Source organism: Sphingomonas sp. (genome assembly GCF_013816785.1).
Classification (GTDB): domain Bacteria; phylum Pseudomonadota; class Alphaproteobacteria; order Sphingomonadales; family Sphingomonadaceae; genus Sphingomicrobium.
This window is the reverse complement of record NZ_JACDDV010000037.1, coordinates 1-22,038: the sequence shown is the minus strand read 5'-3', so window position 1 is coordinate 22,038 and position 22,038 is coordinate 1. Positions and strand designations below refer to the sequence as shown.

26 protein-coding genes, 1 tRNA gene and 2 pseudogenes are annotated in these 22,038 nt (G+C 64.9%); 23 read left to right on the top strand and 6 right to left on the bottom strand.

Annotated elements, in window-relative coordinates; all coding sequences use genetic code 11:
- The 3 genes and pseudogenes from H0W65_RS08680 to H0W65_RS08670 form a co-directional block, all read left to right on the top strand.
- A pseudogene (locus H0W65_RS08680) lies at window positions 1–426 on the top strand (hypothetical protein); the annotation flags it as partial.
- Between the two features lie 157 nt (window positions 427–583).
- On the top strand, window positions 584–748 hold the full coding sequence (locus H0W65_RS08675; protein ID WP_294006481.1) for a Flp family type IVb pilin: 165 nt from the start codon (window positions 584–586) through the stop codon (window positions 746–748).
- Window positions 749–990: 242 nt separating this feature from the next.
- Window positions 991–1,155: a Flp family type IVb pilin gene (locus H0W65_RS08670; RefSeq protein ID WP_294006480.1), complete on the top strand. Its 165-nt coding sequence runs from the start codon at window positions 991–993 to the stop codon at window positions 1,153–1,155.
- Window positions 1,156–1,236: 81 nt separating this feature from the next.
- Here H0W65_RS08670 and H0W65_RS08665 read toward each other — a convergent pair.
- The 4 genes and pseudogenes from H0W65_RS08665 to H0W65_RS08650 form a co-directional block, all read right to left on the bottom strand.
- Window positions 1,237–1,461: pseudogene (locus tag H0W65_RS08665) on the bottom strand (alternative oxidase); the annotation flags it as partial.
- 84 nt (window positions 1,462–1,545) lie between these two features.
- Complete coding sequence (locus tag H0W65_RS08660; RefSeq protein WP_294006478.1) at window positions 1,546–4,212, bottom strand: PAS domain S-box protein; 2,667 nt, start codon at window positions 4,210–4,212, stop codon at window positions 1,546–1,548.
- A gap of 223 nt (window positions 4,213–4,435) precedes the next feature.
- A tRNA-Ala gene (locus H0W65_RS08655) sits at window positions 4,436–4,511 on the bottom strand.
- A 104-nt stretch (window positions 4,512–4,615) separates the two neighbouring features.
- Window positions 4,616–4,936 carry an FYDLN acid domain-containing protein gene (locus tag H0W65_RS08650; protein ID WP_294006476.1) on the bottom strand — a complete coding sequence of 107 codons (321 nt, stop codon included), beginning with the start codon at window positions 4,934–4,936 and terminating at the stop codon, window positions 4,616–4,618.
- A gap of 103 nt (window positions 4,937–5,039) precedes the next feature.
- On the opposite strand from H0W65_RS08650, the gene cmk reads away from it, so the two are divergent.
- The 9 genes from cmk to H0W65_RS08605 all read left to right on the top strand — a co-directional run bounded on the left by cmk (window position 5,040) and on the right by H0W65_RS08605 (window position 13,455).
- Window positions 5,040–5,678: a (d)CMP kinase gene (gene cmk / locus H0W65_RS08645; protein WP_294006474.1), complete on the top strand. Its 639-nt coding sequence runs from the start codon at window positions 5,040–5,042 to the stop codon at window positions 5,676–5,678.
- A 214-nt stretch (window positions 5,679–5,892) separates the two neighbouring features.
- Window positions 5,893–6,411, top strand: coding sequence for a hypothetical protein (locus H0W65_RS08640; protein ID WP_294006472.1), 519 nt, complete (start codon window positions 5,893–5,895; stop codon window positions 6,409–6,411).
- Window positions 6,408–7,769, top strand: coding sequence for a terminase family protein (locus H0W65_RS08635; RefSeq protein ID WP_294006470.1), 1,362 nt, complete (start codon window positions 6,408–6,410; stop codon window positions 7,767–7,769). The genes H0W65_RS08640 and H0W65_RS08635 overlap by 4 nt, the downstream gene beginning before the upstream one ends.
- Window positions 7,770–7,848: 79 nt before the next feature.
- On the top strand, window positions 7,849–8,970 hold the full coding sequence (locus tag H0W65_RS08630) for a phage portal protein (protein ID WP_294006468.1): 1,122 nt from the start codon (window positions 7,849–7,851) through the stop codon (window positions 8,968–8,970).
- Window positions 8,967–9,278: a DUF6127 family protein gene (locus H0W65_RS08625; RefSeq protein ID WP_294006466.1), complete on the top strand. Its 312-nt coding sequence runs from the start codon at window positions 8,967–8,969 to the stop codon at window positions 9,276–9,278. Before H0W65_RS08630 ends, H0W65_RS08625 begins: the two co-directional genes overlap by 4 nt.
- On the top strand, window positions 9,215–9,673 hold the full coding sequence (locus tag H0W65_RS08620; protein WP_367120135.1) for an HK97 family phage prohead protease: 459 nt from the start codon (window positions 9,215–9,217) through the stop codon (window positions 9,671–9,673). The genes H0W65_RS08625 and H0W65_RS08620 overlap by 64 nt, the downstream gene beginning before the upstream one ends.
- A 111-nt stretch (window positions 9,674–9,784) precedes the next feature.
- Window positions 9,785–10,909: a phage major capsid protein gene (locus tag H0W65_RS08615; RefSeq protein WP_294006462.1), complete on the top strand. Its 1,125-nt coding sequence runs from the start codon at window positions 9,785–9,787 to the stop codon at window positions 10,907–10,909.
- Between the two features lie 81 nt (window positions 10,910–10,990).
- Window positions 10,991–13,324, top strand: coding sequence for a hypothetical protein (locus H0W65_RS08610; RefSeq protein ID WP_294006460.1), 2,334 nt, complete (start codon window positions 10,991–10,993; stop codon window positions 13,322–13,324).
- Complete coding sequence (locus H0W65_RS08605; protein WP_294006458.1) at window positions 13,321–13,455, top strand: hypothetical protein; 135 nt, start codon at window positions 13,321–13,323, stop codon at window positions 13,453–13,455. The genes H0W65_RS08610 and H0W65_RS08605 overlap by 4 nt, the downstream gene beginning before the upstream one ends.
- Before the next feature lie 11 nt (window positions 13,456–13,466).
- Here the strand turns inward: H0W65_RS08605 and H0W65_RS08600 are convergent, their stop codons facing one another.
- Window positions 13,467–14,345: a class I SAM-dependent methyltransferase gene (locus tag H0W65_RS08600; protein WP_294006456.1), complete on the bottom strand. Its 879-nt coding sequence runs from the start codon at window positions 14,343–14,345 to the stop codon at window positions 13,467–13,469.
- A gap of 135 nt (window positions 14,346–14,480) precedes the next feature.
- Window positions 14,481–15,758 carry a DUF6056 family protein gene (locus tag H0W65_RS08595; RefSeq protein ID WP_294006487.1) on the bottom strand — a complete coding sequence of 426 codons (1,278 nt, stop codon included), beginning with the start codon at window positions 15,756–15,758 and terminating at the stop codon, window positions 14,481–14,483.
- A gap of 380 nt (window positions 15,759–16,138) precedes the next feature.
- Between H0W65_RS08595 and H0W65_RS08590 the strand changes: the two genes are divergently transcribed.
- From H0W65_RS08590 to H0W65_RS08540, 11 genes are all read left to right on the top strand, one after another.
- A complete protein-coding gene (locus H0W65_RS08590; RefSeq protein WP_294006454.1) occupies window positions 16,139–16,420 on the top strand; it encodes a hypothetical protein in 282 nt (93 codons plus the stop codon).
- Entirely contained in the window at window positions 16,420–16,950 is a 531-nt protein-coding gene (locus H0W65_RS08585) for a hypothetical protein (protein ID WP_294006452.1), read from the top strand. Before H0W65_RS08590 ends, H0W65_RS08585 begins: the two co-directional genes overlap by 1 nt.
- Window positions 16,947–17,273 (top strand): head-tail adaptor protein, encoded by a 327-nt coding sequence (locus tag H0W65_RS08580; protein ID WP_294006450.1) that lies wholly within the window; start codon window positions 16,947–16,949, stop codon window positions 17,271–17,273. Before H0W65_RS08585 ends, H0W65_RS08580 begins: the two co-directional genes overlap by 4 nt.
- Window positions 17,273–17,485, top strand: a complete 213-nt coding sequence (locus tag H0W65_RS08575; protein WP_294006448.1) for a hypothetical protein — start codon at window positions 17,273–17,275, stop codon at window positions 17,483–17,485. Before H0W65_RS08580 ends, H0W65_RS08575 begins: the two co-directional genes overlap by 1 nt.
- Window positions 17,482–17,856 carry a DUF3168 domain-containing protein gene (locus H0W65_RS08570; protein ID WP_294006446.1) on the top strand — a complete coding sequence of 125 codons (375 nt, stop codon included), beginning with the start codon at window positions 17,482–17,484 and terminating at the stop codon, window positions 17,854–17,856. The genes H0W65_RS08575 and H0W65_RS08570 overlap by 4 nt, the downstream gene beginning before the upstream one ends.
- Window positions 17,857–17,937: 81 nt before the next feature.
- Window positions 17,938–18,345: a phage major tail protein, TP901-1 family gene (locus H0W65_RS08565; protein WP_294006444.1), complete on the top strand. Its 408-nt coding sequence runs from the start codon at window positions 17,938–17,940 to the stop codon at window positions 18,343–18,345.
- Entirely contained in the window at window positions 18,342–18,653 is a 312-nt protein-coding gene (locus H0W65_RS08560) for a GTA-gp10 family protein (RefSeq protein WP_294006442.1), read from the top strand. Before H0W65_RS08565 ends, H0W65_RS08560 begins: the two co-directional genes overlap by 4 nt.
- Window positions 18,650–18,841 (top strand): phage tail assembly chaperone, encoded by a 192-nt coding sequence (locus H0W65_RS08555; protein WP_294006485.1) that lies wholly within the window; start codon window positions 18,650–18,652, stop codon window positions 18,839–18,841. The genes H0W65_RS08560 and H0W65_RS08555 overlap by 4 nt, the downstream gene beginning before the upstream one ends.
- The gene (locus H0W65_RS08550; protein ID WP_294006483.1) at window positions 18,841–19,407 is read left to right on the top strand and encodes a tail tape measure protein; all 567 of its coding nucleotides are present in this window, start codon (window positions 18,841–18,843) and stop codon (window positions 19,405–19,407) included. The genes H0W65_RS08555 and H0W65_RS08550 overlap by 1 nt, the downstream gene beginning before the upstream one ends.
- A complete protein-coding gene (locus H0W65_RS08545) occupies window positions 19,404–21,704 on the top strand; it encodes a DUF2460 domain-containing protein (RefSeq protein ID WP_294006440.1) in 2,301 nt (766 codons plus the stop codon). The genes H0W65_RS08550 and H0W65_RS08545 overlap by 4 nt, the downstream gene beginning before the upstream one ends.
- On the top strand, window positions 21,701–22,038 hold a 338-nt coding region (locus H0W65_RS08540), incomplete at its 3' end, for a DUF2163 domain-containing protein (RefSeq protein WP_294006438.1). The genes H0W65_RS08545 and H0W65_RS08540, both read left to right, overlap by 4 nt.

Genomic DNA, 22,038 nt, shown 5'->3' with positions numbered 1-22,038 from the left:
GGCCGCGACCGGGCGCCGATGCTGACCTTGCTGTGGGCCGCGGCCAACGAGGGCACCGGCCGCCGCGCCGCCTTGTCGACGGCGACGTTCGGCAAGACCGGGACGACCCAGAACAACCGCGACGCGCTGTTCATCGGCTTTGCCGGCAATTTGGTGGTCGGGGTGTGGGTCGGGCGCGACGACAATGGCTCGCTCGGCAAGATCACCGGCGGCACCGCCCCGGCCGAAATCTGGCGCCGCTTCATGGCCCCAGCAGTAGCGCTCGACGGGCGAGGCGGGCCCTCGCTGCCGTCGCAGTTCCGCATCCCCGAGCGGCGCCGCCCGCTGGCGCCGCGCAAAAGCCCCTTGCCCGACGAATGGAGCGAGGGCAGCAAGGCGCTGCGCCAGATCATCGACCTGGTCGAGCAAATGACCGCCGATCGCTAGCACGCCCATACAAAAATCATGGTTAAGGCGCGCAAACCGGGGCTTTTAAAGGTTTCTCAACCCTTCGGGCAGTAATCCTCTTCTCAACCGACGCGCAAATACCGCCGCGAAGGTGGGGAATGTGGATTTCCCTGGTGGAACCTGAAGGAGACCAGAGATGGCGAAGTTTCTTAAGCTGATCAAAAATGAAAAGGGTGCGACCGCGATCGAGTACGGCCTGATTGCCGCTCTCATTGCCGTTGCCGCGATTGCCGCGATGGGCAATATCGGTAACAACCTGGGCAGCACCTTCAACAACGTCTCGAGCAAGCTCAAGACGTAAGCCTCGACGTGAAGTTGACATCAGCCTGAAAAGGCGGCGGCGTCGAATGGCGCCGCCGTTTTTTTATGGCGCGGCGAGCCAGCCAATGTACGGCCTAGCGACAGTTTTGCGGTTAACCGGCGGCAACCGAGCGCTTTAAGTCTTTCGCAACCATTTTCGACCTATTCTTGCGTACAACCGGCGGAACCGACCGGCGCGTAAATCATGATCGGCCCGCTTGTGGACCGTCGAGGAGATCAGAGATGGTGAAGCTTCTAAAGCTGATCAAGAATGAACAGGGTGCGACCGCGATCGAGTACGGCCTGATCGCTGCTCTGATCGCCGTGGCCGCGATTGCGGCGATGGGCAATATCGGTAACAACCTTGGCAGCACTTTCAACAATGTGTCGAGCAAGCTCGCCACTTAAGCGTTGATTTACAGTCAGCCGAAAAAAAGAGCGGCGGCGTCAAAAGGCGCCGCCGCTTTTTAGTCGCTCGGCTGAGCGTAGCTACGCCGGTAGCGCCGTATCGGCATGCGGCGGATAGGGTGCGGCCAGCGCGCGGTCGGTTGGGGAGCCGCCGAGCGAGCTGGCATAGCCGTGGTTGAAGTCGCGATGATGGGCTTCGTCGGCGCGCACCAGCAGCACGACATCGCGTAGCGTCGCATCGGCCGCCATCTTCCAAAAATGTTTGGCGATCGCAGGCGCCGCGACGTTGGGCGAACGGCCCTCGTCGCGTTACTGCAACTCCCAAGATCCCAACGTCAAAACTTGGGCCGATAGATATTCGCCATGATTGGTTTGAACCACTTCAAACGCTCACGCCCTATCGAGTATGTCTCTGATCCGCGCAGCCAGATCTGCGTAGCTAAACGGTTTCGTGATGAGCTGCACGCCGGGATCTAGACGGCCCTGGTGAACGATCGCATTGCGAGCATAGCCGGTTGTGAACAGGGTTTTTAACTCGGGGCGGATTTCTGCCGCTTTTTTGGCCAACACGGCCCCGCTCATCCCTCCGGGCAGCACTACGTCTGTGAACAGTAGATCAATCTTGGTCCCCTTGTTGCGCAACAGCGCCAAGGCCGCCGATCCGTCGGCCGCTTCCAACACACGATAGCCAAGCTCGCGCAGAACTTCGGCCGAATAGGCGCGGACTTCCTCGTCGTCTTCGCACACGAGGACCGTTTCCTCTCCGCTGCCTGCAGGTGGAGGTATTTGTTCGTCTTCGGTGTCCACCGCCGCCTGCCCGACCAGCCGCGGCAAGTAGATTTTTACCGTCGTTCCCTCGCCGGGTTCCGAGTAAATCTTCAAGTTACCGCCCGACTGCTTGATGAACCCGTAGACCATCGACAGACCGAGGCCGGTACCCTTGCCCACCTCTTTAGTTGTGAAGAAGGGTTCAATGGCTTTGGCAATGGTACCCGCATCCATGCCAACGCCCGTGTCGGAGATACAAATGACGACATGCTGGCCCGCGGTCACGCCGGGATTCTGGGATGCATAAGTTTCGTCGAGGTATGTATTTTGAGTCTCGATCGTTAACTTACCCCCATCGGGCATCGCATCTCTGGCATTGAGCGCGAGGTTCAAAATTGCATTCTCAAGCTGATTGGGGTCTGTCTCCACCAGCCAGATGCGCGGCGGAAGCACCGTCTCCACCTCGATCGTTTCACCCAGCGTGCGATGAAGCAGCTCCGACATCCCCGGCAGGAGCCGGTTGACGTCCGTCGGCTTGGGGGCCAGCGGCTGGCGTCGTGAGAATGCCAGCAGCCTTTGCGTTAGCGTTGCCGCGCGCTGCGCGCCCACCATCGCTCGCTCGGCATAACGGCGGAGGGGTGCTGCATCGTCGGGCATCTTCCGGCAGAGAATGTCCAGGTTGCCGCTGACGATCTGAAGCAGGTTGTTGAAGTCGTGAGCAATGCCGCCGGTGAGCTGCCCCACTGTCTCCATTTTCTGCGACTGCCTGAGCGCTTCTTCCGCTTCCGCGCGGCGCTCGATCTCGTCTGCGACGCGCTGCTCCAGCGTGTCATTCAGCTCACGTAGGGCGGTTTGAGCGCTCACGCGATCGGCGAGCTCCCTTTGGGCCGCTTCGTAGAGCCTGGCGTTGTCGATTCCGACTGCTGCCTGCGCCGCTACGCCAGTGATCAATCGTTCGTGCCGGGCCGTAAAGCGAGCAACTTCGGGATGCCCGAAGAAGAGCCCGCCGATCACCTCTCCCGAACGGCTGATTACCGAAACTGCAAGGTAGCTTCGCACCGGGAGGTGACCCTTGGGCATTCCGCGATGGGGGTCGCTTTTTCCGTACCTATGGTCGACCGTGATGTCCTCCGACCTGACCACTCCTTCACCCATGAAGGTGGGATGGAAGATCGCCGTGGCTCGCGGCATGCCGAAGTGGTCGAATTGCGAACGCTCGGCACCGGAGAGGGCATATAACAGGTATTTTTCGCCGCCTGGGTCCAGCACATTGTAGAAAAACGCACCAAACTGAGCTCCTGTCAGTTCAACGCCGGCGTCGGTCACCATCTGAACCAACCGTTCCAGATCGAGTTCGGCGGCAATGGCGGATCCAGTGCTGTTGAGCGTCTCGAGAGTGCGGCTTTCTTCAAAAAGCGCGGCGTCTGCTCGCTTCCGCTCCCTCAAGTCGACGATCGTACAACTCGCCCCGATATGCTCCCCTCCGCGGTGGATCGGTGTGGCCCAATACTCCACTGGCACGGCCGCTCCGTCGAGCCGGAAGAAGCTCTCTTCTGCAACATATGCGGGCCGGCCGGTCGAGGCGCAGCGATAGACCGGGCATTCTTCGACCGGATAGTGCGCGCCGTTGGGCTTAGTGTGATGGATTAGATCGTGCAGTTTTCGGCCGAGCGCGTCCTCCTCGGCGTTGAAACCGAGCATATCCAGAAACCCACGGCTGACCAGGGTCGTGTTCCCCTCCCGATCGACAGCATAGAAGCCACCCGGAGCCGCATCGAGGACCAGCCGCAATCGCTCTTCGCTTTCGCGTAGCGCATGCTCGGCCGACTGCTGTGCCGAAATTTCAGTGTTTACACCAAACCAGCGCACGACCTCGCCGGTAGCATCGCGCACCGGCTGGACCCGAGTGAGAAATGGACGAAATACCCCGTCTGCGCCCTTTAGAGGGAAGGTCATTTCAAACGGGTCGCCCGTGCTGATGGACCGGGTCCATCGCTCCATCACTGCCGGGAGCACTTCGGGATCATGAACAACCTGCCAGCCCCAGCCTTCCATTTCGGTTGGCGTGGTACCGGAATATTCGTGCCAACGGCGATTGTACCAGACGATATACCCATCGCCATTGGCCATCCAACAAAGAACCGGAATGTTGTCCGCTGCCAGCTTGAACTGATCCTCGGGGACTTGATCAGCAGATAGAGGTGCTAGTTTCTCGTTCAGAAGCGGAGCCGAGCGCCAATATTGGTGCTGGAACTCATCGAGCGAGGTCCCACGCTGGCTGGACGTCATTTACACCTCACTCGAAGCCCCAGCAGTGGCTCGCCGTACCTGACACACTCCTGGTTCTCCAGCAGCTCGTCACTTAACCAGTCAAGCCCGGATCGATCAAGCGGCGGCGTTGAAAGCGCCGATTTTTTTGCGGCCATGACAGAAAAAGGCGCCCCTTGAGGCGCCTATTTACGGGCGGAGTTGCGGTTGAATCCGGGCGGTCCCGGACCGGCCGATTGAAGCATGGTGGAGCCGAGGGGGATCGAACCCCTGACCTCTGCAATGCCATTGCAGCGCTCTCCCAGCTGAGCTACGGCCCCGTTTTGGCGCCCGTCAGAATAGTATTTTGACGGGGCGTTTTCGAGGGCGCCCTTTAGGGCAAGTTTCCCGTTTCGCAAACGGGAAAATCGCCCTTCAGAGTTCCCTAATTCTCTTCGTCTTTGTCGCCGGTCCCGACACCCAGATCGTCGTCGCCGGTCGACAGATCGACCTCGTCGTCGGCGCTCGGCTCCTCGTCCTCGTCGGGGACCAGATCCTCGGCGCCGAGATCCTCATCGGCCTCCTTGACCTTGTCGGGGACGACCGCGGTTTCGTAGGGCAGCGGTTGCTTCGACTTGAGCACCGGCTCGGGTTGCCAGGCATTGCCGCAGCTGACGCAGGTGACCGGGTCTCCCGTGCCGAGGTCGTAGAAGCGGGTCGAGCATTTGGGGCAGCTACGCTTGGTGCCCCATTCGGTCTTGACCATCTGGTCATGTCTCCATGGTGAAAGGCGGCGGGCGAGGGCCCGTCCGGCGATTGGCGGGCGCCTTGCCATAGGGACAGGGCCCTGTCAAAGCGCCTACATCCCCATGAGCAGCACCGTTCCACTCGTGATCGCCGTCGACGGACCCGCCGCGAGCGGCAAGGGCACGATCGCGCGCGCCCTGGCGAAGCATTTTGGGCTGCCGCACATGGACACCGGCTCGCTGTACCGCGCGGCGGCGCTGACCATGGTCCGCTTCGGCGGCGATCCGGGCAGCGAGTTCGAAGCGGTGCGAGCGTGCGCTCAAATGGCGCAGATCACCGCCGACGACCCCGAGCTGAGGAGCGAGATCGTCGGATCGATCGCCAGCCGCATCTCGGCCTACCCCGGCGTTCGCGCGGCGCTGCTGGAGCGGCAGCGGGCCTTCGCGCGCCAAGCGGGCGGGGCAGTGCTCGACGGGCGCGACATCGGCTCGGTCATCGCTCCTTTCGCCAGCGCCAAGCTGTTCGTCACCGCGAGCATCGAGGTGCGCGCGGCGCGGCGCATGGCCGAGCTGGAGGAGCGCGGAATGCCGGCGCATCTGGAAGAGATCGTCGTCGACCTGGCCGCGCGCGATGCGCGGGATCAGGAAAGGGCGGACGCGCCGCTGACGAGGGCCGGGGATGCCCAACTGCTCGATACGAGCGGAATGGGCGTCGAGGCAGCAGTAGCAGCGGCAATCGCTATGGTTCAGAAAACTAGATAAATAACCAAATCGGTAAAACTAGCTTGACATCGTCACGCTGTTTCGGTACAAGTTAGGAACAGTCAGAAATAGCGATTCGTTCTTCGAGTGAGGTTTCGACTGGCTCAGCCGTTCCTCAGGATGAGCGGGGCATCTTCGGAGATTTGAAGGTCGGCTTTGCCGGCCTTTTTTTAGTTTGGCGGGGAGTGGTGGTCGAATGGTGAAGGCGCGGGGCATGAGGGTGAGGGGCGGCAAAACCCCGCAGCTGCGCAAGGCGCTCAAAGGATGGACCGAGGCGAAAACCGAGCGGTTCCTCGAGACCTTGGCCGAAAGCTGCAACGTGACTCTGGCAGCCGAGAGCGCGGAAGTATCCTCGACCAGCGTATACCGGCGGCGAAGCCAGGACGCCACGTTTCGCGCGGCGTGGGGCAAGGCGGTGGCGACGGCGGTGGCGGCGCTGGAGATGATGCTGCTGAAGCGTGCGCTGCACGGGGTCGAGCGGCCGGTCGATATCAAGAATCCCGAGGCGGGCGTGCTGACCCGCTATGACGACCGCACCGCGCTGGCGCTGCTCAGGATGCACCGCGACACGGCGGTCGAGGCTGACGGTGACGTCGATGCGACCGAATATCAGGAGGCGGTCGAGCGGATCATGGCGCGATTGTCGCGGCTGCAGGAGCGGATCACCGGCACGGTCGAGACCAAGGGCGCGGTCGATCGGGTGGCGACGCTCAAATGGCTGCTCGCCCGATGAGCATGGGGATCGAGCGGTCGATGGTTGAGCGACTGGCGCACATGACCGAGGCGAAGCGGTGGGAATTCATCGCCGCCATGCTGCCCGAGGATGCGTTGCGGCTCGATGCCGATTTCGAGGCGTGGCACGCCGACGGGCAAGCGCCGCCGTCCGCCGACGGGTGGCGGGTGTGGTTGATGATGGCCGGGCGCGGCTATGGCAAAACACGAGCCGGCGCCGAGTGGATTCACCGGCTGGCGATGAGCGGCCGGCGGCGGATCGCACTGGTCGGGGCGTCGATCGACGAGGCCCGCGCGGTGATGGTCGAGGGCAAGAGCGGCTTGCTGACGGCGGCGGCGCGGCGGTGCCGGGGCCTGCGGTGGGAGCCGAGCCTGGGCCGGCTCAAATGGCCGAACGGAAGCGTAGCGACGCTGTTTTCGGGCGAAAACCCTGACGGTCTGCGCGGGCCGGAACATGATTTCGCCTGGTGTGACGAACTCGCCAAATGGGCAAAGCCGGAGGCGGCGTGGGACAATTTGCAGATGGGGTTGCGCCATGGTCCGCGGCCGCGCGCGCTGGTGACGACAACGCCGCGACCGATGCGGCTGCTTGACCGGATCAGGGCCGAACCGTGGACGGTCGAAACCGGCGGGAGGACGGGGGACAACCTCAGCCTGCCCAAGGCGTTCATCGAGGTGATGATCGCGACCTATGGCGGATCGCGGCTGGGCCGGCAGGAATTGAACGGTGAGCTGATGACCGAGGCCGAGGGAAGCCTGTTTCCGCGAGCGATGGTGGAGGCAGCGCGGGTGCCTCCCCTCACCCTCCCACCGCTTTGCGGTGGGTCCCTCCCTCTCCCTCAAGGGGAGAGGGGCACTTTCGATCGGATCGTGGTGGGCGTGGATCCGGCGGTGGGGACGGAAGGCGACGCGTGCGGGATCGTTGTGGCAGGGCGACGCGAGGGGAAGTTATATGTCCTTGCCGATGCGAGCGTGTCGGCCGGGCGGCCCGAGCGGTGGGCGCGGGCGGTAGCGGTGGCCTCCGCCGAGTGGGGCGCGAGCCATGTGGTGGCAGAGGCCAATCAAGGCGGCGCGCTGGTCGAAAGCGTGCTGACGGCGGCGGATAGTAGGCTGAAGGTCAAGTTGGTTCATGCAACGCGCGGCAAGGTAGCGCGGGCCGAGCCGGTGGCGATCCGGTTCGAAACCGGGCGTGCGTTTTTCGCGGGCGTATTTCCCGAGCTCGAGGCCGAGCTGGCCGGGCTGATGATCGGTGGCGGTTATGACGGAAAGCGATCTCCGGACCGGGCCGACGCGATGGTGTGGGCGATGACCGAGCTTAGTGAAACCAGGAGCGGGGTGCCGAGGGTGCGGATGCTTTAGCTTCCCCTCACCCCGCTCAGCTTCGCTGAGTCGCCCTCTCCCGCAAGGGGAGAGGGGCTAGAAAATACAGGAGCATTGCATGGGTTGGTTCGGGCGCAAGGGTGCGCCGGCGGACGCTCGGCCGTTTGTGCCGGTGTGGCTGCGCGGCGAGGGCGGCGAGGCGGGCGGCTTCGCGCGCGGGTATGAGGCGCAGTACGAAGAGGTGTTCCGGCTCAATCCGGTCGGGCAACGCGCTGTACGGCTCGTCGCGGGGATGCTCGGGTCGCTGACTTTCTATGCCGATGCCGGACGGGAGGATGCGGTCCGCCTGTTAGGCCGCAATGCGCTGATCGAGCGGATCGGTGCGGCGCTGCTGCTGCACGGCAATGCCTATGTGCAATTGCTGACCGATGGCCGCGAACGGCCGGCAGAGTTGCACTTGCTGCGGTCCGAGCGGGTGACGGTGACGACCGACGCGGCTGGGTGGCCGGCGGGCCTGGTCTATCGGGTGGGCACGACGGCCACGCGGTTGGCGCTGCGCGACCCGATGGGACGGCGGCAGGTGGCGCATTTAAAGGCGCTCAATCCGGGCGACGATCATTACGGGCTGGGGTGCCTGGACGCGGCGATTGCGCCGGCGAGCGTCCACAACCGGGCGGCCAAGTGGAACAAGGCGCTGCTCGACAATGCGGCGCGGCCGAGCGGGGCACTGGTCTATGAGCCGGGCGACGGGTCGGAGTTGTCGGGCGCGCAGTTCGATCGGTTGAAGGCCGAATTGGCGGAAATGTTTTCGGGCAGCGCCAACGCCGGACGGCCGCTGCTGCTGGACGGAGGACTGAAGTGGCAGGCGCTGAGCCTGACGCCGTCCGACATGGATTTCGCCGCGTTGAAGGACGGGGCAGCGCGCGACATCGCGCTGGCGTTCGGGGTGCCGCCGGTGCTGGTCGGCCTGCCGGGCGATGCCACCTACGCCAACGCGCGCGAAGCGGGGCGAGCGCTGTATCGCCGGACGATCCTGCCAATGGCGGGGCGGATATTGGCGGGTCTCAATGAGCTGCTTGGCGATTGGGTTGGCGCCATCGAGATCAGGATCGACGAGGATGCGATCAGCGAATTGGCCGAGGATCGGGCGCGGTTGTGGGAGCAGGTCGGCGCGGCCGAGTTCCTGAGCCGCGACGAGAAACGGGTTCAGCTGGGGTTCGAAGTGGAAGGGCGCGGATGACGGGCGATCATTTGCTGGCGAGGCTGATGGCGCAGGCGGAAGGGCGCGGGGCGGACCTGGTGACGCTGCGCGCGCTGGCCGAGGAAGCGAGCCAGGCGGGGGCCAGCCGGGCACTGGGGCTACTGGGGCTGGATGACCCGCGCGCGCGGCGCGACATGGACGAATTGCGCGAGCTGTTGAGCGCATGGCGCGACGCCAAGCGCAGCGCGCGCCAGGCGGTGGTCGCCTGGGTCACGCGATTGCTGTGCGCGGCGCTGTTGATCGGGCTGGCGGTGCGGCTGAGGCTGACCGATCTGGTGACGGGGTGAGTGTCCGCTTTGCGGGTTACGCCGCGGTCTTCGGGAAACCGGACCGGGGCGGCGACATGATTCGGCCCGGCGCGTTCGCGGAGAGCCTGGCGCGCGGCAACGCGGTGCCGTTGCTGTGGCAACATAAGGCCGGCGCGGTGATCGGGCGGGTCGAGCATCTATCCGAGGACCGGCGCGGCCTCAGGGTGATCGCCGAGCTGGGCACGGGAGAGGAGGCGCGGCGCGCGGCGAGCCTGCTCGCCAGCGGCAAGCTCGATGGGCTGAGCTTCGGCTATCGGGTTCGCGAGGCGGGCCGGCGGGGAGACTTGCGCGAGCTGATCGACCTCGACCTGATCGAAGTCAGCCTGGTGGCGGAACCGATGCAGCCGAAGGCGCGAGTGCACGCGGTGGAGTGAAATGACGAAGTAAATCGAGGGGTGTTGCAGCCCCTCACCCTCCCAAGCCTTCCGGCTTGGGCCCCTCCCTCTCCCTCGAGGGGAGAGGGGTTTTTTATGCGGGAGAGAGCGATGATTGAAGTGAAGGCGGATGGACTTGAGGCGTCGTTCGAGGCGTTGGAGCGGGACGAGGATGGGGTGCAGGCGCTCAAGGACGAGCTGGCGCTGCTTAAGCGGCGGATCGACGAGGGCGTGATTGCCGGGCAGCGGCCGGCATTGGACGGGGTGAAATCGGCCGCTGGCCAAGCGTTCGTCGAGCAATATCTGCGGCGCGGGGTCGAAAGCGGTCTGGAGCAAAAGGCGATCGGCAGCTCATCGGACGCGATCGGCGGCTATGCGGTGCCGCGCGAAATCGACGAGGCGATCGACAAGACGCTGGTCGCGATCTCGCCGATCCGCGCCATCGCCAATGTCGTCAAGGTCGGCACCGCCGGCTATCGCAAGCTGGTGTCGACCGGCGGTACGCCGTCGGGCTGGGTCGGATTCGAGGCGGCGCGGCCGATCACCAACACCGGCACGTTCACCGAAATCGTGCCTGCCAACGGCGACCTTTACGCCAACCCCGCAGCATCGCAGCAGATGCTCGACGATGCGATGTTCGATGTCGAGGCGTGGCTGGCAAGCGAGATCGCGACCGAATTCGCCCGCGCCGAGGGGATGGCGTTCGTCAAGGGCAGCGGGGTCAGCCAGCCGCTCGGCTACCTGAGCTCGCCCAACGCGGTTACCCTCGACGGGGTGCGACCGATGGGCACGCTGCAGACCATCGGCACCGGCGTGCTGGGCGGATTTCCGGCGTCCAACCCGCAGGACAAGCTGCTCGACCTGGTGCAGTCGCTGCGTCAGCCCTATCGCCAAGGCGCGGTGTTCGTGATGAATTCGACCACGGCGACGTCGATCCGCAAATTCAAGACCACCGATGGCGCCTATATCTGGCAACCAGGTATGATTTCGGGAAGCCCGGCGACCCTGCTCGGCTATCCCGTGGTCGAGGCCGAGGACATGCCGGACGTGGCGGCCAACAGCCTGTCGATCGCGTTCGGCAACTTCAAGGCAGGCTATACCATCGCCGAGCGCAACGCGACGACGATCCTGCGCGATCCGTTCACCAACAAGCCCTACGTCCATTTCTACGCAACCAAGCGGGTCGGCGGCCAGGTGACCAATTCGGAAAGCATCAAGCTTCTGAAGTTCGCCTGACGTCGGCGGGGGCGGGCTGGGCCCCTGACCGCCCGCCCCCGACATCCATTTATTTTTTTGACCGATTGGAGCTTGGTAGCGATGCCATTCACGCCGAAGTTCGTCGACCTGGTGCGCAATTTCACCGCGGTCCAGGGCACCGGCCCGATCAGCCTGGGCGCCGCCGTCAGCGGCTATACCGGGTTCGCCGAGGCCGCGGTTGCCGGCGACCAATTCTATTATTGCATCCAGGGCGTCGACAAGCCGGTCGAGCGCGAAGTCGGGCGCGGGACGATGCAGGCGGGCGGCACCATCGCCCGCGACCCGATTGGCGGATCGCCGACCAATTTTACAATCGGCAGCAAGACCATCGCGCTGGTCGCGGCGGCCGAATGGTTCGCCAAGCTTGACCTTGCAGGACAGTCGGGAGGGGCGATCGATGTCGCCAGCCGGTCGGCCCTGGCCGCGAAAAGCGTGAGCGGTCCGGCTGCCTATTTTCTCCGCGAGCCGGGCCGCGAGGGCATGTTCGTCTTCGACAGCTCCGACCTGTCGTCGAAGGTCACCGCCGATCCCAATCAAGGCATCCATGTCGCACCGACGACTGGGCCAAGCGGGGCGTCGGGCTCGTGGGTCCGCAAATTTTCGGGGCCAGTCAACGTCAAATGGTTCGGCGCAACGGGAGACGGAGCCACCAACGACGGAGGCGCCTTCCTCGCGGCCATCGCCTATCTCAAGTCGACCAGGCTTGCGGGCTATGGTTATGGAGCGGGTTCGGGAGATTTGCTCATCCCGGCCGGCCATTACTATCTCGGAACGTCGACGCTCGACCTTAGCCACACGATTTGCCTGCGGGGTGAAGCGATGGGGCTGACTGGGGGCGGGTCGACCGTCCTGCGGTGGGACGCGGGAACGACCGGTATCCGGGTCCAGGCTTACAACACGACCGGTGCAAGCGGGGCGTTCGCCGGCGCTGCCACGGCGGGGTCAGGGTCGATCATCGAACGCCTTTATCTCAAGGGTAGTTTTGCCGGGGTCGAAAGCGCCGCGCATGGCGTCCATCTGCGCGGCATGGCGCTGATCCGCGACGTCTATATTCAGGGGTTTCCTGGGAATGGCATCCATGCGGAGGCGGCGGTAGGCAGCGGCGGGGCTATCGAGGGTAACGCCAACATTTGCCGACTGCAGAATTTGACGATCGAAGGGTGCCGCAACGGTATATTCTTCGACAGTGCCGACAGCAATGCCTGCACGATCATCGCAGTTAACTGCGCCTCCAACCGCCAATGGGGCATCTGGGACAGCAGCTTCCTCGGCAACAGCTATTTTGGTTGTCACACGGCGGCCAACGGTTGGGACGGCGCCCTAGGGAGTGTGCCAACCGCCAGCACCTATCTCGGCAATCGCTACTATGTGAAGCGCGACCAGGAAGCGGGAGCTTCAACCAACGCACCGACCGGCACGACCGATAACAATAACTGGTGGGGCTTTATCGGGCCGGGCGGCACCTATAACGGCATCGTCCCGTGGGCCAGCGGCACGACGTTCCGCACCGGCGGCAGCTATCGCACCGACGACCCCAACGCGGGCAATCTGTTCATCGGATGCTACCATGAAGGCGACCAAAATCTGACGCAGTTGGTGTCGCCGACGATGGTGCTCGGCGGCCTCATGCCCATTAGCCACGACGGTCACTTGCACGTCAACGGCAGCCTGCGGGCGGCCGGGGACTTCACGGTCGGCGATGCCTTGGCCGTTACCGGCGCGGCGACAGTGGGCGGACTTCTGGCGGTCACGGGGCAAATCAACCCGTTGGCGGGCGTTGTCGGCCGCGGCAATATCAACATGTCCGGCAACGGCCATAGTTTCGGCCCGACGGGAGGCGCCGCCGCGGACAACGCGCTCTATCTGGAGACCACCAACCTTTCGAGCGAGTTGGTTTTTCGCCGCTGGGTGGCGGGGGCGCCGACGAACGACGCGGCGCTTACCACCGTGGGCGGCAATCTCTATTATAGCACCACCGTCCATCATTTCCGGGTGGGGGGCGTCGATCAGGCGCTCCTCGATGCCAATGGCCTGGTCATCGTCGCGTCGGGGAAGGGGCTTGGCTATGGCGCCGGGGCGGGCGGCGCAGTGTCGCAGGCAACCAGCAAGGCTACCGGGGTCACGCTGAACAAGGCGAGCGGCCAGGTCACGATGAACGCAGCGCCGCTGGCAGCGGCGGCAAGCGTGTCATTCACGCTGACCAACAGCGTCGTTGCCGCAACCGACGTGGTGCTGGTGAGCATCGCGAGCGGCGCAATCGCGGACGCTTATGACGTGACCGTCACCGCCACTGCCGCCGGATCGTGCCGCATCCAAGTGAGAAATCACAGCGGCGGGGCGCTGGCCGAGGCACTGGTGCTCAACTTCGCGGTGATCAAGGCGGTGGCGGCGTGAGCCTCTGCCAGTTCGGGTTGGCCGACGCGAGCATCGCGCAGATCGCGGCCAAGGACGCCGGCAAGAAGGCTCCGGCGAGGCGAACGGCAACCGCGCTGGCCGATCCGCGCCTGGCACCCGAGCCGCGCTGATCCGGCCCAAGCTAGCGGCGGAGGTAGACGATAAGCTGCATACCGGTCCTGCTCCAGGCCATCAGCCATTCGACCGGGCGGGTCAGCAGTTTGGGAAGGTGGGGGGTTACCCCGATCATATAGCCATGGTGGGCGACTTCGTATTTGCGGAAGGAGCGAAGGGTGAACTCATAGAGGTGGAAGGGTGAATGCATCGGACTGATATTGGTCACGTAATTGGTGCCGCGCAGCGTGAAGAACAGGTTGAGAAGCCGCGACATCAGATAGTCGGACGACGGCACCTCAGCGTGAAGGATGCCGCCGGGCTTGAGCCAGCGCATCGCGCGATCGAGCGCCAGCGCAGGGTCGTAGAGATGTTCGAGTACCGCCCCAAAGGTCACGAAATCGAAATGGCCGTCAGGAAATTCGGCAGTCTCGGCCGCGGCTAGCGCGACCCGATCCGGATCGACGTCGAACTTCGCGATCGCATGGTCGCGAAACTCGGGCGAAGGTTCAATGCCCCAGGCGTCGAACCCGGCCGCGGCAAGGGAGCGCATGCCCTTGCCGAGGCCGACGCCGACATCCAAGGCTTTCATTCCGGGCGTGAAGTCGAGCAGGCGCTTGGCCTCGGCTATCTCGTCCGAAAGATAAGCGGGCGTCCAGTGCCGCTGGGCTTCGCCGATCCAATACTCGTCGGGCGGCAGGCCATAATGATCCGCCAGGCTCTCGGGAATAGGCTGGGGATCGGCGAACACCAGTCCACAGGCCCGGCAACGCTTGACGGGGACGGCGATCCCTTTCGCCCGGCGAGGCGTCCAACCCTGCGAGGCGCTGAGCCGCATGCCCAAAAACCGGAAGTCGGTCGATCCACACATGTTGCAGGCTGAGACCGGTTTGAATTCGTAGCGCATGGCCAGGGAATAGGCGAGCGGGCCCGCTCGACCCAGTATTTTCTTCACGGACGAACGCCGCGAGCCTCGCGACGTCGAGCGGAGCATCGGCCAGACGCGATGATGTCAACTTTGCGGGGTGAGGGCGGTGGCCGCCTAATGCCATCTTCGCCCATCCGCGCCGACAGTGTGAATGGAACGAAGACCGAAATAAGTCGCGATGCAGCGATTGACTGGCGCGTTAGGATCGGTGGCAATTTCCCTGTCGGGGTAGATCGAAAGATACTGCGCGTAATCGGGAAGGGTTACGTCACGCCCTCGCTCAGCCTGAAGGAGATTCCAACGGTCACGATGGGCAGGGTTCCATTGGCCGACGGCCATTGGCAGGTCATGAAGCGCCGAACCCACGGCCGGCCCGGTGACGAGGACCGCTGCGAAGGCCAGGTGAATGGCAGTTCGGATCGACGCGACTAGCCCACGAAGTTGCCACGCGGCGTAGAAAAAGGAGCCTAAAATGCCAGCCTGAATGAAAGACAGCACCCGGTAGCCGGGGGCCGTCCCCGTGCCGACAGCGACCGCCAGAACGGCGACATAGGCTGCGACGATGGCTGTGGCCGGGACAAGCCACCATCGCGTTGGAATCCTACGGTCAGGATTGGGAACGGCTAAGGTGGCGGCGACCAAGGCCAGACCGCGCGGGTCGGCGATGATCGAAAGCGCCGATTCATAGGGGCGGATGACGGTCCAGGCGATCTTCGGCCAACTCATGACTTGCTGATCGAGCCCGCGAACGGCGTTGCCCGGCGAGAAGATGACGAGGGCGGTTCCAATCGCCGCGGCGGTCATGATCGCCAAAGTGGGAATGAAGGATCGCCTTTCAAGGAAACGATGGGCGGACAGGCCAGCGAGTGAGACGATCAGGACAATGCCGCCCAACTCGTTCATCGCGGCCGACAGAAACCCTAGGCCGCAAGCGAGGATCGTCGAACGGGACGCAGCCGACAGACAACCGGCGCCAAGCAGAAAAGGTATCCCATATCCAACATAGCCGGCCACCCAGTAGAAGGTCTCACCGGTTCCGAGAGCTGTTGACCAAAACGTCGCGAGCAACACGACGGCCGCGAATATCTTGGCCGGCCATCGGCTCTGCTCCATGGCGCGATCCGCGACGATTAGGAACGCGCCGAACCAAACAGGAAGCCCCAGGGCGGCAAGCAGCCAATAATTCGCGCCTGCAACCGCCTGCCCTCGCAGGAGGGACGCAAGTAGGGCCGTCGTCGGCCATCGTCCGGTCCATGTCATGTATAGATCGTTCGCGCGCTCGATCGGTGGAAGCGAGTTTACCGCGAAGCACCAGTCATCCAGAATTGGTTGAGCGAAGCCGACGTAGGCGATCGCCAACAGAAGGATGCTCAGGGAACAGAAGCCGATCACGACCAAGCTTAGCCGGTCGGGCCTGACGAAGTGTTTCAAGCGCAAACCAATAACTGGCCGAACGACGGCGAGCACCTGACGCAAGAATCGTCGATCCCGACTAGCAACCGGGTTCGGATGTTGTAAGATTTTCGGCACATTGCCGGGGTTTAACCCTGATCTGGCGATTGTTCAAACGCTGAGCTTGGGTTTCCCCTGTCGCGCTGAAACTCGGCGCGTGCCAGCAAAGGAAAAGCAAGCAAGCCATCGTGGTAACCCAGGATTTTAACGTCCTGCGCACCGCACGGCCCGAGATTATCGAGACAGACGGCGATCGCATTAGCCGATGTGCCGCTAATGCCTGAACAGCGCTGAATTTTCTCAAATTCAAGGGGGGGTGGATGACACTTCTGTTGAAGGATCCGCTGGCGTCGCTGGATTACAGCGTCGACTGGGGGTCCGATTATCTGGACGCCGATGGCCTGGCGGCCAGCAGCTGGACGGTCGAGCCGATCGAGGCGGGCGGGGTGACCGTGGTGTCGAGCGAATTCGGCCCCTTGTTCGCCACGGTCACGGTTAGCGGCGGCGTCCCCGGGCGGCTGTACCGACTGACCAACCATGTGACGACCGCCGGCGGTTACGAAGACAGCCGATCGATCATGCTGCGCGTGGAGAAGCGGTGATGTTGACGATCGACATGGCCGAACCGGCGGTGAGCATGGCCGAGGCGCAAGCTTATGCCCGGGTCGAAACGGGCGAGGAAGAAGCGCTGCTGGCGGGGCTTGTGCGGAGCGCGAGCGCGCTGTGCGAGCAGTTTACCGGGCAAGTGCTGATGCTGCGCCCGTTCGAGGAAGTGATGGCAGCGAGCGGGGAGTGGCAGCGATTGTCGCTGACCCCCGTGCGGTCGATCGACGAGGTCGCGGTTCTGGCTGCGGACGGCACGGGATTGGTCCTGCCGATTGCGGCCTATGCGGTTGATGTCGATGCGAACGGCGACGGTTGGATGCGCTTGACCACGAGTGCCGCCGGACGTGTGCGGGTATCCGGGCAGGCGGGGCTGTCGAGCGGAACGAACGGTGTGCCCGAGCCGTTGCGCCAGGGGATTTTGCGGCTGGTCGCACATCTATTCACGACGCGCGACGGGAGCGGGGGCGAGCCGCCGGCGGCGGTGACCGCGCTGTGGCGGCCCTACTGCAGAATGCGGTTGGTATGAGCGGGGAGTTCGCAGGGACGCTGAAAGAGCGGGTGCGGATCGAGCGGCCGGTGACGTTGCGCACGGCGGCCGGGCTGCAGGAAGCGGGCTGGGAAACGGTGGCGCGGTGCCTGGCGGCGATCGTCGCCGAAGGGGTGGGCGCGGAAGCCGAGGGACAGGCGCTGTCCGCGCTGCCGCGATTTCGAGTCACGATCCGGAGGCGCGAGGGGATCGCGATCGGGCAACGTGTGGCGTGGGGCGAGCGGACGATGTTGATCAGACAACGGATCGACGATCCCAAACTGCCCGACCGGATTTTGTTGCGATGCGAGGAGATGCGGTGATGGCGCTATTCGAAGGGTTGGTGGCGCGGGTTGGCGAACAGGCGCGCGTGGCGGCGGCAGCGACGCTGGCGAGGGTCGAGGCGGCCGCGCTCGAGGTTCCCGGCGTGCGCGTTGCGCGTGACGCGAGTGGCGTTCGGATCGAGGGGCGTGGGCTGGCACGGCGGATGATCGAGGATGCTCGGTTGCGGTTTGCGCTGAGAGGCTGGCGATGAGCGCGGGCGGAGCGTTGCAGGCAGCGCTGGCGAGCGCGCTGGCGAGCGAGATGCGGCTTACCGGAATCTACGACGGGCCGCCGGCGCGCGCGGCGTTTCCCTATGCGGTGATCGATGCGGGCAGCGAGAGCGACTGGAGCCACAAGAGCGGCGACGGGCGCGAGGTGTTGGTCGCGCTGACAGTGTGGGACGATGCGCCGGCGCGGCTGGCCGAGCTGGCCGACGCGGTCGAGGCGATCGTCGCGGAGGTTAGCGACGCGGCCGGATGGCAGCTGGTGTCCTTTAGGCTTCTGCGGCGGCGGACGGTGCGCGATGTCGCCGGGCCGTGGGCAGCGGCGATCGATTTTCGCGCAAGGCTATTGGCGACTTAGCACCCCCTCACCCTCCCAAGCCTTCAGCTTGGGGCCCTCCCTCTTCCTCAGGGGAGAGGGGCAAAACTCAAGGAGAGACTTATGGCGGCGGAACGTGGGAGTGCATTTTTGCTGAAGATTGGAAGCGGGGGGCCAACCCCGACTTACGCGACGGTGGCGGGACTGAAGACGACGCAGCTAACGATCAATGGCGACGCGGTGGCCATCACCAACAAGGACAGCGGCGGGTGGCGTGAGCTGCTGTCGGGAGCCGGGGTGCGCTCGGTGAGCGTCGCGGCAAGCGGGATTTTCACCGGGAGCTCGGCCGAGGCGCAGTTGCGTGGGCTGGCGCTGGGTGGAGGGCTGGCCGGGTATGAATTAAGTTTCGAAAGCGGTGAGCGGATGCAGGGCAGGTTCCTGGTGTCGCGGCTCGAATATGCCGGCGATTTCAACGGCGAGCGCAACTACACGCTTGGCCTGGAAAGCTCGGGCGAGGTGATCGCGCTGTGAGCGCTAATCCGTATCGCGGCGAGGCGAGTTTGAAGGTTGCGGGCGAGGCGATTGTCATTCGTCCAAGCTTCGCAGCCTTGGTCGCAGCGGAAGGGGAGTTGGGGCCACTGTTCGCGCTGGTTGAGCGGGCAGCCGAGGGTCGGCTGGGGATCGGCGAGATGGCGACGTTGTTCGACCATCTGTCGGCGGCGACCCGGCCGGCGGCGATCGACCGGGCGCGGATCGGCGAGGCGATTGTCGAGCAGGGGCTAGCGGGGATTAGCCCAATGCTCAAGCTGGTGCTGGGGCAGATTTTGCAGGGGCGCTGAGGTTGTTGGGCGAGCGGGCGGTGGTGCTGTCGGGGCTGGCGGCGCGGTTGCTCGGGTGGCGGCCGGATGAGTTTTGGGCGGCGACGCCGGCGGAGCTCGCGGCGATGTTTTCCGAAGATGGGGCCGAGCCCGTCGCGGGCGAGGAGCTGGCGGCGATGATGGCGCGCTTTCCGGACGGGGTGGAATGATGGACGGTGAAATCGAGCAGTTGGTGGTCAGCGTCCGCGCCGACACCGCCGGTTTCGCGCGCGACGTGGCGGCCATGCGCGGCGAGCTGGAAGGGCCGCTGGCGGCGGGCGTCGGCCGGGCGGGGAGGCTGATCGAGACTTCGCTCAGCCGCGCGCTGGTCAGCGGCAAGCTGGGGTTCGAGGACCTGAAGAAGATCGCGCTGTCGGCGATGGCTCAGATCGCCCAGGCGTCGCTGCGCGCGCTGTTCAGCCCTGGCAGCGGGGCTGGCGGTGGCGGGGTCGGGTCGGCGCTGACTACGGCGCTGTCGAGTTTGCTCGGCGCTCCGGGGCGGTCCCACGGCGGACCGGTGTCGGCGGGGCGAACTTATGTCGTGGGCGAGCGCGGGCCCGAACTATTCGTGCCGTCGGGCAGCGGTCGGATCGAGGCGGCGCGCGGCGGCGGGCGTGACGTGCGCGTGGCGATTTCGATTTCCACGCCGCAGCCGGGCGATCCGGGAGTATTGCGCCAATCGTCGCGGCAACTGGCCCGCGCGGTCCGCTCGGCGATTCGCGAGGATCGACGGTGAGCATCTGGTTTACGCGGCCAGGAGCGCGGGTCGAGCAGGCAACAGTCAAACGCTTCGCCGCGGTCGACTGGACGGTCGATTTCCCGCGCGGGACGATCGCGTCGACTGTGACGACTTCCGACGAGCGCGGGGTGACGGTCGAGGCGGAGTATTTGCGGAAGGGTGACTTGGTCGGCCTGATTTACGAGAGCGAAGATCGTTATTCGCATCGGGCGCGGATGCGGGAGTCGGAGCGAGATTATTCGCGCTGTCAGCTGAGGTTCCGATGGAAGTCGACCGGATTAATGGCGCTCGACGCGGTCAATGGGCCGACCCTGACAATCGAGGGGCGCGATGCGGGCGGCGCGGCGCGATCTTGGTATGTGCGGCTGTGGAATTATGCCGTCGGCGGCCCGACCGATGCCAAAGTGACGCTTGATTTCGATGCCCTCGACGGGGGCTATGTACTGCCGGCCGAGGCAGAACGGGTTTATCCCAAGGACATCGACCGGATGTTCTTCAGCCTAGTGCCCCCGGCCTACATCCAGGGGAGCAGCGAACTGATTAGCGCGCCGGCGATGGCGCGGCTCGAGATCAGCGAGATTGCCAGCGACGGTTCGGGCAGCGTGCTCGGCGCCGGCGACGCCTGGGCGCCCGAGCATGGGTATGGCGCGGCGACCGCCTATGACGACATGTATAATCTTGCGCCCGAGCGGGTGGTGCGGTCGGTCGAGGCGGCGGGGTTTCGCGGGACAATCGTCCATTACGTGGGGATGAGCCATTATCTTGCGCTGGGCGGCGATGGGTTGGTCGATCCGGCAAGGGAAATGAACGCGGCGGCGCTAGCGTGGCATCGCGATTTCGCGCGGGCGGCCAAGATGCGGGGATTCGCCGTGATCTGGTCGCTGTCCTACGAGATTTTGGACATGTTTTGCCCGGTGTCGTGGAAGCAGCGGGCGCATGACGGGGCGGCGGCGGCGACGGGTTACGAGCCGCCGTCGACTTTGGTGTCCCCCGCCAGCGCGGCGGGGATTAGCTATCTGGGGCGGATCGCGGCGAATCTGGTTGGGCTGTCAGTTGCGGCCGGGCTGGCGCCGCAATTCCAGGTCGGCGAGCCGTGGTGGTGGGTGCGCGGCGACGGGGCGATCTGCTGCTACGACGACGCGGCCAAGGCGGCGCTGGGCGGGGAACCGGTGGTGATTGCCGACCTACGCGAAAACCTGTCGGGGGCACAGAAAGCGCTGCTCGACCGGGCGGGGGCTATACTGGCGAGTTCGACCGTAACGATCCTGGCGGCGGCCAAGGCGGCGGCGCCCGGGACGCGGGCGCATTTGCTAACTTATTTGCCGGGCGTTCTCGACCCGGCGGTGCCCGAGGTTCGGCGTGCCAACCTGCCACTGGGGTGGGCGCGGCCGTCATTCGATGTGCTGCAGCTGGAAGACTATGAGTGGGTCACAACCGGCCGGCGTGGCTCGCGCGAAGTGGCTTATGCGACGGTTGCGGCGCGGCTGGATTATGCGCCCGCCGAGCAGCATTATTTTTCGGGGTTCGTCGCCGGCGCTGCCGAGCGCGAGCAGTGGCGGGCGATCATCGATGCGGCGCGCGAAGCGGAGGCGCGCGGTGTCGCCAAGACTTTTATCTGGGCGATGCCGCAATGGCTGCGCGACGGCGTGACCATGTTGGGCAAGGAGAATGAGGTGGTTCCGTTCGAGGATGTCGATTTCCCGATCGCGATCGGGGCCGAGGCGAGCGTTGCTCCAAGCTTTTCGACCAACGTCGTGACCAGCGCGAGCGGGCACGAGTTTCGCAACGCCAACTGGAGCCAGTCGCGGCTGCGGTTCGATGCGGGGCCGGGCGTCAGGGGCGAGGGCGAGCTGGGCGTGTTGATCGAGTTTTTCCGGGCGCGGCGCGGGCCGGCAATAGGGTTCCGGTTTCGCGACCCGTTCGATTGGTCGTCGAAAGCGATGGGCGACGCGCCATCATTCGGGGACCAGGTTTTGGGCGTCGGCGATGGGGTGCGGACGAGCTTCGCACTAGTCAAACATTATGGCGAGGGGGAGGAGCGGCGGATCACGCGGCCAATCGCGGGGAGCGTTGTCGTGTCGGTCAATGGCACCGAGCGGAGCAGCGGATGGGTGCTCGACCCGATGGGAATCGTTCGGTTCGACGCGGCCCCCGCAGCGGGGGCAAGCATTGCGGCGGGATTCCTGTTCGACGTGCCGGTGCGCTTTGCCGACGATCGGATCGAGGTCAACCGCGCAACCTTCCTGGCGGGCGAGGCGCCGAGCGTGCCGCTGATCGAGGTGCGTGAGGGATGAGCGGAATTTCGGACGGCGAACTCACGACGCTGGCCTTCTGCTGGCGGCTCGAGCGGCGTGACGGCGCGGGTTTGGCGCTGACCAGCCACGATCGGGCCCTGATGGTCGGCGGCGTGCGCTATGATCCCGCACCAGGGATGACTCCAGCCGCAATCGTGTCCGAGCTGGGGCTGGAAGCGCGGTCGAGCGAGGTGGCGGGCTCGCTGAACAGCGCGGCGATCAGCGAAGCCGATATTGTCGCGGGGCAGTGGGACGGGGCGGCACTCCGGTTGTTTGCGGTCGACTGGGAACAGCCAGACGCGGGCGAGATCGAGCTGCTGTCGGGCGAGTTGGG